Genomic DNA, 12,992 nt, shown 5'->3' with positions numbered 1-12,992 from the left:
TATCACCACCCCCGACGAGAGGAACCCCATGACCGACACCTGCGCCACCGAGACCGAGCTGGCCTTTGACGCCCCGCTCATCACCGCGGAGGAGGCCGCGGCCCGGGCCGCCGCGGGCGCGCTCGTCGTCGACGTGCGCAGCGACGCCGGACGTGCGAGCGACGGCGTGATCCCCGGCTCGATCCGCGCCGACCGGGACGCCCTCGACGCGCAGTTCCTCATCGACTCGCCCGACAAGCTCGCCGAGGTCACCGACTGGGATCAGGACATCGTGATCGTGTGCGGATCGATCCGCGGATCGGGCCCGGTCGCCGAGCAGCTGCGCGCCAAAGGGTTCACCAACGTCGCCCACCTCGACGGCGGGTTCCCCGCGTGGAAGGAGTCCGGCGCGCCGACGGCCGAGGCAGACCCCGCGTAGGCCGACGGCTCTCGCGCCCCCGACGCAGGGCGCGCCGACCCGCGTAGGCTCGATGCCCATGGCCCTCGGCGCAACCGTCCACACGTTCGACATCCAGCTCGCCGACGTCGATCGAGGGGTGTACGAGAGCCTCACGCTGCGCGTGGCGCGGCATCCGTCCGAGACCGACTCGTTCATGCTCACGCGCGTGCTCGCCTACTGCCTCGAGTACCAGGAGGGCATCTCCTTCAGTGAGGGCATCTCGGCGACCGACGAGCCGGCCGTGCTCGTGCGCGACCTGACCGGGCGCATGACCGCGTGGATCGAGGTGGGGGCTCCGGATGCCGAGCGGCTGCACTTCGGCAGCAAGCTCACCGGTCGCACGACCGTGTACACGAATCGGGACCCGCAGAAGGTGCTGCCGACGTGGGCGGGCAAGCGCATCCATCGCGCCGAAGGCATTGTGCTGCACAGCTTCGATCCCGGCTTTCTCGACGGCGTCGTGAGCGCGCTCGAGCGGCGCAACGACATGACGGTGTCGGTCACCGAGCGCCACCTCTACCTCGAGCTCAACGGGGCGAGCTTCGCAAGCGCCGTCCACGACCACCCTCTCTCGTAGCGCGGGAGGTGCGGTCGACCGGCGTCGCCGGGCCGTGTAGCGTCTTGCCTCATGACTATCGATGTACGCTCCGACACCGTCGACGGAGTGCTGAGGCGGTCCGCCGCGAAGTCCCCGAACCGCCTCGCCCTTGTCTTCCAGGATCGGCACTGGACCTACCGCGAGCTCGACGACGCCGTCAGCCGCGCGGCCGCCCACCTGCGATCGCTGGGCGTCTCGCCCGGTGACCGCGTCGCCGCCTACGGCGTGAACTCCGACGCGTACACGATCGCGTTCCTCGCGTGCGCGCGGGCCGGGTTCATCCACGTGCCGATCAACTACGCGCTCACCGGCGACGAACTGCGCTACCTCGTGGAGCAGTCCGGCAGCAGTGTCGCCCTCGTCGACCCGGGGCTGCGCGCAAACTTCGAGGCGGCCGTCGGCGGACTCGACGTGGCGCGGATCATCGCGCTCCGAGATGCCGACGGGTCGCTCCTCGCGCACAGCGCCGAGGGCGAGGTGCCCGCGATCGAGACCGCGGCCGCCGCGTCCGATCTCGTTCAGCTGCTCTACACCTCGGGCACGACCTCCAGGCCCAAGGGCGCCATGATGACCCACTCGGCCCTCGTGCACGAGTACGTCTCGTGCGTGATCGAGCTGGGGCTTGCGGCATCCGACTCGCCCCTCATCTGCATGCCGCTCTATCACTCAGCCGGCATGCACGTGTTCATGCTTCCGTACCTCGCGGTGGGCGCCACCATCCGGCTCATGGAGAAGCCCGACATCGCCGAGATCCTGCGCCTGGTCGAGGCCGAGCGCATCGGGTCGCTGTTCCTCGCGCCGACGGTGTGGGTGCCGCTGGCATCGCACCCCGACCTCGAGACGCGCGACCTGTCGTCGCTGCGGAAGGCGCAGTACGGGGCATCCATCATGCCGGTCACCGTGCTGGCCCGCCTGCGCGAGCGCTACCCCGACATCGGGTTCTACAACTGCTTCGGCCAGTCCGAGATCGGCCCGCTGGCGACCGTGCTGCAGCCCGAAGAGCACGAGGAGCGCCCGTCGTCGTGCGGCCGGCCGGTGTTCTTCGTCGAGGCCCGCGTCGTCGACGAGCACGGCCACGACGTGCCGCCTGGCACGGCCGGCGAGGTGCTCTACCGCTCTGCCCAGCTGGCCGTCGGGTACTGGGACAACCCGGATGCCACGGCCGAGGCCTTCCGCGACGGCTGGTTCCACTCGGGCGACCTCGTCACCCGCGACGCCGAGGGCTACATCACGGTCGTGGACCGCATCAAAGACGTCATCAACACCGGCGGCATCCTGGTCGCCTCGCGCGAGGTCGAGGACGCCATCTACACCCACCCAAGCGTCGCCGAGGTCGCGGTCGTGGGTCTTCCCGACGAGAGGTGGATCGAGGCGATCACCGCCGTCGTGGTGCTGCGCGGCGATGTCGACCAGCTGGTGGAGGACATCGACGTGATCGCCCACGTGAAGGGCCGCATCGCGCCGTTCAAGGTGCCCAAGCGGGTCGTGTTCGTCGAGGAGCTGCCCCGCAACCAGAGCGGCAAGCTGCTCAAGCGAGAGCTGCGCGCGACGCTCTGACGGCGCGGCGCTGCGGCGCGCGAGGCGCGTATGGAGCATTGTCGAAGGATGGAACGCAATGGCGCGGACGCGCTCGAGAGACTGATCGCGGCGCTGCCCGCCGACGCGGTGGTCGCCGACCCTGCCCGCATGGACGCCTACCGGTGGGATCGTGCCGGCGACCCCGGCGCGGGCGTGCCGCTGTGCGTCGTGCGCCCCGCGTCGACCGACGACGTGCAGGCGGTGGTGCGCATCGCCGCCGCCACCGGCACCTCCGTCGTGCCGCGCGGTGCGGGGTCGGGCCTGTCGGGCGGCAGCACGGCGGTCGAGGGCGGGATCGTGCTCTCGATGGAGCGCATGCGCACGATCGAGGTCGACGCGGTGACCCGCACCGTCGTGGCGGGCCCCGGTGCGCTCAACGCCGAGGTCAAGGCCGAGGCCGCGCGGCACGGCCTGTGGTACCCGCCGGATCCGTCGTCGTTCGAGATCTGCTCGATCGGCGGCAACGTCGCCACGAACGCCGGGGGCCTGTGCTGCGTGAAGTACGGCGTCACGAGCGACTATGTGCTGGGCATGGTCGTCGTGCTCGCCGACGGCAGCATCGTGCGCCTCGGGGGTGCGAGGCTGAAGGATGTCGCGGGCCTGTCGCTTACGAAGCTGTTCGTCGGCAGCGAAGGGACCCTGGGCATCATCACCGAGGTCACGCTGCGGCTGCTTCCGGCCCAGAAGCCGCCCACGACCCTGGTGGCGACCTTCGCCACCCTCGAGGCGGCCGTGGGGGCGGTCCTGGGCATCACCGGCACGATGCGCCCGTCGATGCTCGAGTTCATGGACCGCGTGACGATCAGCGCCGTCGAGGACGCCACCCGCATGGGACTTGACACGGATGCCGCGGCCATGCTGATCGCGCAGTCCGACGAACCCGGCGGCCACGCCGCGTGGGAGGTCGAACGGATGACCGCGGTGTGCGTGGAGCAGGGCGCGGTCGAGGTCTTCTCGACCGACGACCCCGCCGAGGGCGAGGCGTTCGTCGTCGCTCGCCGCATGGCGATCCCGGCCGTGGAGCGCCTCGGCGCGCTGCTGCTCGAAGACGTCGGCGTCCCGCTTCCGCGGCTGCACCACCTGGTCGAGGGCATCGCCGACATCAGTGGCCGCAACGACGTGACGATCGCGCTCATCGCGCACGCGGGCGACGGCAACACGCATCCGCTCATCGTCCTGGACCCCGTCGATCACGCCCAGCAGGAGCGGGCGCGCACGGCGTACGGCGAGGTGATGGATCTCGCGATCGCGCTCGGCGGCACGATCACCGGCGAGCACGGTGTCGGTCGCCTCAAGCGCCCGTGGCTGCGCGACTACCTCGGCGACGACGTGCTCGCGCTGAACGAGCGCGTCAAGGCGGCCCTCGATCCGGCAGGCATCCTGAACCCCGGCGCGGTCTTCGCCGACGCCCGGGGTCTCGACGGCGGGTGAGGCGGGCGGACGGACGGCGAGACCGGCGTTCCTCAGCCGAGCGCGCTGGCGAGCTCTGCGCGTGAGGCGATGCCGAGCTTGCGGTACGCCGACGACAGGTGCGCGCCGACGGTGCGATGCGAGAGGTAGAGCCGCTGGGCGATCTCGCGGTTCGAGTCGCCGCTCGCGGCCAGCGCGGCGACGCGCAGTTCTTGAGGGGTCAGCGCGGCCAGGGTCGCCTCGGCATCCGTCTCGGGCACATGCTCGCCTGTCGCGGCGAGTTCGGTCCGCGCGCGAGCGGCCCACCCCGGCGCCCCCGAGCTCGTGAGCAGCGCGTTCGCCGCACGCAGGTGCGGGCGTGCGAGCCGCACGTGCTTGCGGCGCCGCTGGCGCATGCCGATCGCGAGTTCGAGCTTGCCTCGCGTGAAGGTGCCGGTGAGGGCGTCGACGTCCACCGCGTCGTATGCCGCCTCGAGGTCGTCGTCGGCACGCATCAGCAGGTCGGCGATCCGCAGCGCGTCGTCGAGGATCGGTGACTGCCACCGCGGGAACCGGTCGCTCGACATATGGGCGACGGCGCGTTCGACGACCTCGCGGCGACGTGCGCGCATGGCCGCGACCGCGGCATCCGGGAGCACGATCGCGGCGAAGACCGGATGGTAGGCGGGATCAGCCGGATCGAGGATGCGGGCGAGGTGTGCGCACGCCTCGCCATCGTCGCCGTTCGAAAGGGCGGCGAGTCCCTCGGCCACGACGAGGGTCGTGCGCATGGCCGGTGTCTCGAGCGCCGCCTCGGCGACGGCGGAGCCGGCCGTGATCCAGTCTCGGTCGGGACGCTCGCCGTCGGCCGCGCGGAAGACGCACGAAAGGTCGCGCGCTGCGGCGACGCCGATCGGGTCGTGCGTGTCGACTGCGATCGTGGCGGCCTCGTCCGTGGCGGAGCGCCCTTCGGCGAGATCCCCGCGCACGTAGCAGTTCCAGGCGAAGGACAGCAGCAGATGCGGCAGTCGCTGCAGCTGGCCCTGCTCGCGCAGTGCGCTGAGCGAGCGTCGCATGTACGCCTCGGCCTCCTCGACCCGCCCCGAGTTGGTGAGCGCGTAGCCGAACATCCACGCCAGCTCCGGGTCGAGCGCCGCGATCTCGGCCGGCTTCCGCACGGGGATCGTGAGGTCTCGCGCGGTCAGCGGCGACGCGAGGGCCGAGATGACGAGCATGCGGGGATCGTCGTCGGGCAGGCCGAACGCGCGGGCGGTGTGCAGGATGCGCTCGCCGCTCGTGTCGTCGAGGGACGAACCCCACGCGAGCGTCGCCAGGAACTGCAGCGCACCCATCGCCCGGTCCGCTTCGCCCGCCAGCCGCATGTCCGTCACCGCCTGCAGCGCAGGCCCGATCTCGCCGCCCAGGCGCACGCGGCCGCGATTGGGCAGCAGTTCGGCGAGCCAGGCAGCCCGGGCACGGATCGCCGGCGCGAGGTCGTGCTCGCCGAGCGCATCCAGGATCGCTGCCGCCTCCGCGTAGTCGCCCCCCTGCTCGGCGCTCTCGGCGGCGAACAGAAGCCGGCGGGTGCGCCCGGCCTCGTCGGGGCTCACGTCGGCGGCTCGGCGGAGCGTGCTCGCAGACGCGGACAGGTCGCCCGCCGAGGCCCGCTGCGCGGCGAGGGTCTCAAGCTCTGCGGCCAGCGATTCGTCCGGCGCGGTCGCGAGGTGCGCCCGCAGCGCGACCGTCCGGCGGCGGTCGAGGGTCGTGACGAGCCCGCCCGCGGCGGTCGCCCATTCGCCGGGCGTCGCCGAGTGCAGGATCGCGTGCCGAACGAGCGGATGCCGGAACTGCACGGCGCGACCCGAGACGGTCACGAGCCCCGACGCCTCCAGCTCGCGGACGGACGTCGCGGGAACCTGCTCGCCGACGACGGCGCTGGCCGCCGCGGTCACCTCGGCCGGATCGGGACGATCGTCGAGGGCCGCGACGACCGCGACCAGCCGTGCCGCAGGCGACAGCGCCGCGAACCGGTCGGCGAACGCGTCCACGAGACGCTCGGTGAGCGGCCTCGCGACGGCGGGTCGCTCGTGGACGGGCGGGAGTTCCATGAGCGCGAGCGGATTGCCCTGCGCGGCATCCAGCAGCAGTCGACGCTCGGCGGCGGTGACGCCGCCGCGCCTGCGGTCGAGAAGCCGGTCGGCCTCGATGAACGACAGCGGCTGCATCGGGATGCGCTCGATCGATGGGTCGTCGGGCGGCACGGCGGCACCGGGACGGGTCGTCATGACCATGACGATGGGCTCGTGGGCGAGTCGCCGGGCCACGAACAGCAGGGCCGTCCGGGTCGCCTCGTCGAGGAAGTGCAGGTCTTCGGCGATCACCAGCAGCGGCGACTGCGCGCCGGCTTCGGCCAGCAGCGACAGCGTCGCCAGCCCGATGAGCAGCGCAGGCGGCTGCGGCGCGTCGCTCAGCCCGAAGACGGCTTCGAGGGCGCTGCGCTGCGGCGTTGCGAGCTGGTCGAGGCCGCCGAGGAACGGGCTGAGCATGAGGTGCAGACCCGCGTACGGGATCGCGGATTCGGCCGCCGTCCCGGTCAGCGCCGCGATCACCCGGCCACGCGATCGCGCCGCGACGGCGGCCTGCTCGACGAGGGCCGTCTTGCCGATCCCCGGCTCGCCCACCACGAGCAGGGCACGCCCGCCCGCGTCGACGCCGTCGATCGCGTGCTCGAGCTGCGCCCGCTCGCGAGCGCGCCCGACGAAGTCGGACCCGGATGCGGTCATTCCTGGATTCTGGCAGTCCTCGTGTCGCGCGGGCTAGGTAGCGGCACGCGGATGCCGCGGAAATCCGGGTACCCCTGACGGATGCCGCGCACGCCGCCCGGCGGATACCGTTCGACCATCCGCCACCGTCCCGATCGGAGCACACCATGACCCTCACCGCCAACGAACTCGCCGAGGTCGAGCGAGCCAACGCCTCCGGCAGACTGCCCGTCGCGTTCGTCCACGGACTGTGGCTGCTCTCGAGCAGCTGGGATCGCTGGCGCGCGATGTTCGAAGAGGCCGGATTCACCACGATCGCGCCCGGCTGGCCGGACGACCCGGAGTCGATCGACGACGCGCGCGCCAACCCCGACGCCTTCGCGTCGAAGATGGTGCAGGAGGTCACCGACCACTACCTCGAAGCCATAGCCAGGCTCGACGCCAAGCCGGCCGTGATCGGCCACTCGTTCGGCGGACTCATCGCCCAGAAGATCGCGGGGGCCGGGGCATCGGTCGCCACCGTCGCGATCGATCCGGCGCCCTTCCAGGGGGTGCTGTCGGTTCCGCTGTCGTCGATCAAGTCGTCCGCGCCCGTCGTCGGCAACCTCCGAAGCCTGAAGCACGGTGTCACGCTGTCGTTCGAGCAGTTCCAGTACGGCTGGGCCAACGCGCTCGACGAGGACGAAGCCCGCGCCCTCTACGACGAGTTCCACGTCGCGGCCGCCGGGAACCCGATCTTCCAGGTCATCACGGCGAACCTCAACCCCTTCACCGAGACGAAGGTCGACACCAACAACCCCGAGCGCGGGCCGCTGCTCATCATCGGCGGCGAGAAGGACCACACCGTGCCGGTCACTCCGACCGAGTCCGCGTACAAGATTCAGTCCAAGAACCCCGGCCTCACCGAGTTCGTCGTGATGCCGGACCGCGGGCACTCGCTCACGATCGACCACGGGTGGAGCGAGGTCGCGCAGGCCGCGCTCGACTTCCTCGTGCGCACGACCGCTCCGGCAACGGCCGGCTGAGGCGCAGGCGCGCCCACCGTGTGGGGGTGCGCGCACATCGGGGCGAGGCATCCGTCTAGCGTTGTCGATATGGATCTGCAGCTCGAAGAACGCGTCATCCTCGTCGTCGGCGGGCACGGGCTGGTCGGCAGCGCCGTGGTCGCCAGGCTCCGCGCGGAGGGGGCGATCGTCGTTCCGGCTTCGCGGCACGCGCCGGACGGCATCCGCATGGATGCCGCCGACGACGCGTCGGTGACGGCTGGCATCGCTCAGGTCATCGCCGACCACGAGCGCCTGGACGGGGTCGTGGTGGCGGCCGCGCCGAGCGCGCGGACCCTCGACCCCGACCGCAACTCCGACCCCGAGCAGGTCGTCGACGCGATCGAGGGCAAGGCGATGACGTTCCTGCGGGTCGCGAACGCGGCCATTCCGTATCTGGTCGAGCGCGGCTACGGGCGTGTGGTCGGAGTGAGCGGCCAGGGCGCCTTCGTCACGGGCAACATCACCGGTTCGGTGCGCAACGCCGCCCTGATCGTCATCGCGAAGAACCTCGCCGACAAGGTCGCGGGCACGGGCGTGACCGTCAACGCCGTGAACCCCGGCATCGTCACGCCCACGCCGCAGACCGACATCCCGGTGGGCATCGGCGGTCAGTCGCGCCCGAGCGATTCGGCGGACCTCATCGCGTTCCTGGTGTCGCCGCTCGCGGGGGCGATCTCGGGCGAGTCGATCGCGGTCGGCCACCGGGTGCGCGGCGTCGCGAACCTGTGACCCCCGGCGTCCGGCCGGGGCTGGTCCGAGGCCGGTCGTGCACGAGGCGGCCGGCTGAAGCGCGCGACCGCCGCCTGCCGGGGTTCGCGGCGAGGCGTCGGCATCTCACCTTCGCCGTCGCCGAGATCGGCGGCGGCATCGGCCGGGGCTGGAGGTCGGCGCGATCGGCCCCCGAGGGCCCGGGTCCGTGGCATCATGTGGGCATCCGGCCCGTTTGACCCGTCCACGCGAGGAGGCAGCGATGACCCGCGCCGCACTGTACGACAGCACCGGCGGTCCCGAGGTGCTCCATGTCGAAGAGGTGACGGATGCCGCACCCGGCCCGGGTGAGGTGGCGGTGCGCGTGCGCGCCGCAGGGCTCAACCCCTACGACAGCAAGGTGCGGCTGGGCGCGGTGCCGTCGCAGGCGCCCTTCCCGCGGCGCATCGGGTCGGACCTCGCCGGGACGGTCGAAGCGGTCGGCCCGGACGCGCTCTACTGGGACGGCACTCCGGCGGCGGTGGGCGACGAGGTGCTCGGCAGCGGTCGCGGCTCGGTCGCGCAGCGCGCGATCGCGTCGGCGAAGAACCTGACCCGTCGCCCCGAGAGCCTGCCGGTCGAGGTGGCCGGCGCCCTGAACGTGGCCGCCCTGACGGCACTCTCGTGCCTCGTCACGGTGCCGGTGGGGGAGGGCGACACGGTGCTCGTCGGCGGGGCGAGCGGTGCCGTCGGCTTCATCGCGGCGCAGCTGGCGATCGGCGCCGGGGCGCGAGCGATCGGAACCTCATCGGAGCGCAGCTTCGATCTGCTGCGGTCTGTCGGCATCGAGCCGGTCGCTTACGGCGACGGCCTCGCCGAGCGCCTGGCATCCTTTCCGCCGGTGACGGCGGTGTTCGACTGCCACGGGCGAGAGGCCCTCGACGCCGGGGTCGCGGTGGGCGTGCCGGTCGACCGCATGGTGGCAATCGCCGCCTACGGCGCGCTCGACGAGATCGGGGCTCACAACGTCGAGCGCACCGCCCGCACGGCCGCGAACCTCGCGGTGCTGGCGGAGTCGGTCGCCGATGGGCGCCTCGTCGTGCCGATCGCCGCGACGTTTCCCCTCGACGAGGTGGTCGCCGCGTTCACGCAGCTCGAGTCCTCCCACGCTCCGGGCAAGATCGTCGTGCGTCCCTGAGGGTCGCGGCGCCCGGACGGGCCCGACCCGTGGCACAGTCGACGGGTGACCACCGCTCGTCCCGCTGCGCAGTTCCTCGGCCTCGCCGGCCTGGTCGCGGCTGGGTCCGCGGTCGGCACGCTGGTGCGGGCGAGCCTCGAGCTGGCGTTCCCCGCGGGTCCGGGCCAGTTCCCGTGGACGACGTTCCTCATCAACATCGTCGGCAGCTGCGTGCTCGCCGCGCTCATCGAGACGCTCGCGTTCGCCGGCCCCGACACCGGTGGGCGACGGATGCTGCGACTGGCCCTGGGCACCGGAGTGATCGGCGGCTTCACGACCTACAGCACCTTCGTCCTCGAGATCGACAACCTCGTGGGCGATGGGCGCGGGGTGCTCGCGGTGGCGTACGCGCTGCTCAGCGTCGTGCTGGGGCTCGTGGCGGCGATGATCGGCGCGGGGGTCGCAGCATCCGTGGCCCGCGCCCGTGCCGGGGGCGAGGAGGCGCCGTGATCCTCGTGCTGACGGCGCTCGCGGGCGGGCTCGGCGGCGCGCTGCGCTTCGTCGTCGACACCGGTGTCGGCAAGCTCAACCGCACGTCGTTCCCGCTGGGCACGATCGTCGTCAACGCCACGGCGTGCTTCCTGCTCGGCCTGGTGAGCGCGTACACGATCGGCCACCTCGACACCGACGGCCTGCACGAGATCGTCGGCGTCGGCTTCCTGGGCGGCTATTCGACGTTCAGCTCGGCGTCGGTCGAGGGCTACGGGCTGATCCGCAAGGGCCGGTGGATCGCGGGGATCACGCACGCCGGAGGCATGCTGGTCGTCAGCCTCGCGGCGTCGGTTCTCGGTCTTGTCGCCGGCGGCCTCATCCCGTGAATGTGACGACACGCACTGGTGCCTGAGGACGGCGCGCCGTAGAGTGGCCGCGTGCTGACCTGTCGCTGTCGTTGTCGCTGAGCCCCGCGCTCGCCCTCCGACGACCCCGACAGCGCCCGCGCGATCTTGACGCGCGGCACGAACCCTCAGGACACAACCGTGCGTTACGCCCGCAGCATCGCCGATCTCGTCGGCAACACCCCGCTCGTCCAACTCACCCGCGTCACCGACGGCATCGCGGCCACGGTGCTCGCGAAGGTGGAGTACTTCAATCCCGGCTCGTCGTCGAAGGACCGCATCGCGCGCAACATCATCGACGCCGCTGAGCGTGACGGCCTCTTGAAGCCCGGCGGCACGATCGTCGAGCCGACCAGCGGCAACACCGGCGTCGGGCTTGCGCTGGTCGCGCAGCAGCGCGGCTACCGCATGATCTTCGTCGTGCCCGACAAGTTCGCCGGCGAGAAGGTCGCCGTGCTGAAGGCCTACGGCGCCGAGGTGGTCACCGTGCCGACCCACGTGCCGCCCGACGACCCGAACTCGTACTACAGCGTGTCGGACCGCCTCGCCCGCCAGATTCCCGGCGCGTTCAAGCCGAACCAGTTCGCCAACCACAACGGCCCCCGCGCCCACTACGAGACGACCGGTCCCGAGATCTGGCGCGACACCGACGGGCGGGTGACCCACTTCGTCGCCGGCGTCGGCACCGGCGGCACGATCACCGGCACCGGCCGTTTTCTGAGGGATGCCTCGGCCGACGAGGTGCGGATCATCGGCGTCGACCCCGAGGGGTCGATCTACTCGGGCGGCCCGCTGCACGGGTATCTGGTCGAGGGCGTGGGCGAGGACTTCTGGCCCGAGACCTTCGACCCCACGGTCGTGCACACGTATGAGCAGGTCGGCGACGCCGAGGCCTTCGCGATGACGCGCCGGCTCGCGCGCGAGGAGGGACTGCTCGTCGGCGGATCCAGCGGCATGGCCGTCGTCGGCGCGCTGCGGGTCGCGCGCGACCTGCCGGCCGACGCCGTGGTGGTGGTGCTCCTGCCCGATCACGGGCGCGGCTACCTGTCGAAGCTGTACGACGACGACTGGATGCGCGCGCACGGGTTCGACGTCGAGTCTTCGGCCGAGGCATCCGTCACCGCCGTCACCACCACCGACACCCCTTCAGGGAGCATCGCATGACCGACACCACCCCCGGATTCGACACCCAAGCCGTGCACGCCGGCCAGGCGTTCGACCCCACGACGGGTGCGGTCATCCCGCCCGTGCATTTTTCGACGACCTACGCGCAGGACGGCATCGGGGGGTTGCGCGAGGGGTACGAGTACGGCCGCAGCGGCAACCCCACGCGCACTGCGCTCGAGACCCAGCTCGCCGCGCTCGAGCGCGGTCGCCACGGGCTCTCGTTCGCGTCGGGTCTCGCCGCCGAAGACGCCCTGCTGCGCGCGGTGCTGCGCCCCGGCGACGAGGTGCTGCTCGGCAGCGACGTCTACGGCGGCACCTACCGCCTGATCGCGCGCATCCTCGGGCCGTGGGGCGTGCGGCTGCGCGTGGTCGATATGAGCGACCTCGCGGCGGTGGCTTCCGCCCTCTCGGAGCGGCCCGCCCGCATCGTGTGGGTCGAGACGCCCAGCAACCCGCTGCTGCGGATCACCGACATCGCGGGGCTGGCGCGCCTCGGCCACGACGCCGGAGCCCTCGTCGTCGTCGACAACACCTTCGCGTCGCCCGCGCTGCAGCAGCCGCTCGCGTTGGGCGCCGATGTCGTCGTGCACTCCACCACGAAGTACCTGGGCGGGCACTCCGACGTCGTCGGCGGGGCCCTCGTGCTCAGCGACGACGAGGTGTACGAGCAGGCGAAGTTCCTGCAGTTCGCCGCCGGGGCCGTGTCGGGGCCGCTCGACGCGTGGCTCACGACCCGGGGCGTCAAGACCCTCGGGATCCGGATGCAGCGGCACAGCGAGAACGCGCTGGCGGTGGCATCCTTTCTCGAGTCGCACGAGCGGGTCGCGCGCGTGTACTACCCGGGTCTGCCGTCGCACCCCGGGCACGAGCTGGCCGCGCGGCAGATGTCGGCGTTCGGAGGCATCGTGTCGGTGGCGCTGGCGGATGCCGCGACCGCGCGCCGCTTCGCCGAGTCGACGAAGCTCTTCACGCTCGCCGAGTCGCTCGGGGGCGTCGAGTCGCTCGTGAACTACCCCGACGCGATGACGCACGCCTCGGTGCGCGGAACGGAGCTCGCCGTGCCCGAAGAGGTCGTGCGCCTGTCGGTCGGCATCGAGTCGGTCGACGACCTCGTGCGCGACCTCGACCAGACCCTCACCTCCCTCTAACACCCCCCCACCCCCCGCCCCCCACCCGCCCCGCGCCCCCGTGCCCCCGTGCACAACGCAGGAATTGCACGCACGCGTGCGCCGCGGTGCGCGGATTCCGCGTGC

General features: G+C 72.0%; 12 protein-coding genes. 11 read left to right on the top strand and 1 reads right to left on the bottom strand.

Going from position 1 to position 12,992, the window contains the following annotated elements; all coding sequences use genetic code 11:
• The first annotated feature begins 28 nt into the window (after positions 1-28).
• Genes AB1K54_RS11765 through AB1K54_RS11750 form a run of 4 tightly spaced genes read left to right on the top strand, consistent with a single transcriptional unit; the run spans position 29 to position 4,046 of the window.
• On the top strand, positions 29-418 hold the full coding sequence (locus AB1K54_RS11765) for a rhodanese-like domain-containing protein (RefSeq protein ID WP_371202939.1): 390 nt from the start codon (positions 29-31) through the stop codon (positions 416-418).
• Positions 419-476: 58 nt separating this feature from the next.
• Positions 477-1,016: a YaeQ family protein gene (locus AB1K54_RS11760; protein WP_371202938.1), complete on the top strand. Its 540-nt coding sequence runs from the start codon at positions 477-479 to the stop codon at positions 1,014-1,016.
• A gap of 51 nt (positions 1,017-1,067) precedes the next feature.
• Positions 1,068-2,594, top strand: coding sequence for an acyl-CoA synthetase (locus AB1K54_RS11755; RefSeq protein ID WP_371202937.1), 1,527 nt, complete (start codon positions 1,068-1,070; stop codon positions 2,592-2,594).
• Between the two features lie 48 nt (positions 2,595-2,642).
• Complete coding sequence (locus tag AB1K54_RS11750) at positions 2,643-4,046, top strand: FAD-binding oxidoreductase (RefSeq protein ID WP_371202936.1); 1,404 nt, start codon at positions 2,643-2,645, stop codon at positions 4,044-4,046.
• A gap of 32 nt (positions 4,047-4,078) precedes the next feature.
• On the opposite strand, the gene AB1K54_RS11745 is transcribed toward AB1K54_RS11750, so the two are convergent.
• On the bottom strand, positions 4,079-6,787 hold the full coding sequence (locus AB1K54_RS11745) for an AAA family ATPase (RefSeq protein WP_371202935.1): 2,709 nt from the start codon (positions 6,785-6,787) through the stop codon (positions 4,079-4,081).
• 146 nt (positions 6,788-6,933) lie between these two features.
• Between AB1K54_RS11745 and AB1K54_RS11740 the strand changes: the two genes are divergently transcribed.
• The 7 genes from AB1K54_RS11740 to AB1K54_RS11710 all read left to right on the top strand — a co-directional run bounded on the left by AB1K54_RS11740 (position 6,934) and on the right by AB1K54_RS11710 (position 12,887).
• Positions 6,934-7,791: an alpha/beta hydrolase gene (locus tag AB1K54_RS11740; RefSeq protein WP_371202934.1), complete on the top strand. Its 858-nt coding sequence runs from the start codon at positions 6,934-6,936 to the stop codon at positions 7,789-7,791.
• Between the two features lie 69 nt (positions 7,792-7,860).
• Positions 7,861-8,541, top strand: a complete 681-nt coding sequence (locus tag AB1K54_RS11735; protein WP_371202933.1) for an SDR family NAD(P)-dependent oxidoreductase — start codon at positions 7,861-7,863, stop codon at positions 8,539-8,541.
• A gap of 241 nt (positions 8,542-8,782) precedes the next feature.
• A complete protein-coding gene (locus AB1K54_RS11730) occupies positions 8,783-9,697 on the top strand; it encodes an NADP-dependent oxidoreductase (RefSeq protein ID WP_371202932.1) in 915 nt (304 codons plus the stop codon).
• Between the two features lie 45 nt (positions 9,698-9,742).
• Positions 9,743-10,186, top strand: a complete 444-nt coding sequence (locus AB1K54_RS11725; protein ID WP_371202931.1) for a CrcB family protein — start codon at positions 9,743-9,745, stop codon at positions 10,184-10,186.
• Positions 10,183-10,554: a CrcB family protein gene (locus tag AB1K54_RS11720; RefSeq protein ID WP_371202930.1), complete on the top strand. Its 372-nt coding sequence runs from the start codon at positions 10,183-10,185 to the stop codon at positions 10,552-10,554. Before AB1K54_RS11725 ends, AB1K54_RS11720 begins: the two co-directional genes overlap by 4 nt.
• 159 nt (positions 10,555-10,713) lie before the next feature.
• Positions 10,714-11,736: a PLP-dependent cysteine synthase family protein gene (locus tag AB1K54_RS11715; protein WP_371202929.1), complete on the top strand. Its 1,023-nt coding sequence runs from the start codon at positions 10,714-10,716 to the stop codon at positions 11,734-11,736.
• Positions 11,733-12,887 (top strand): cystathionine gamma-synthase, encoded by a 1,155-nt coding sequence (locus AB1K54_RS11710; protein WP_371202928.1) that lies wholly within the window; start codon positions 11,733-11,735, stop codon positions 12,885-12,887. Before AB1K54_RS11715 ends, AB1K54_RS11710 begins: the two co-directional genes overlap by 4 nt.
• Positions 12,888-12,992 lie beyond the last annotated feature (105 nt).

The sequence above is a fragment of the Microbacterium sp. BWT-B31 genome (genome assembly GCF_041379855.1).
Lineage (GTDB): Bacteria > Actinomycetota > Actinomycetes > Actinomycetales > Microbacteriaceae > Microbacterium.
This window is presented reverse-complemented; position numbering and strand designations above follow the sequence as displayed.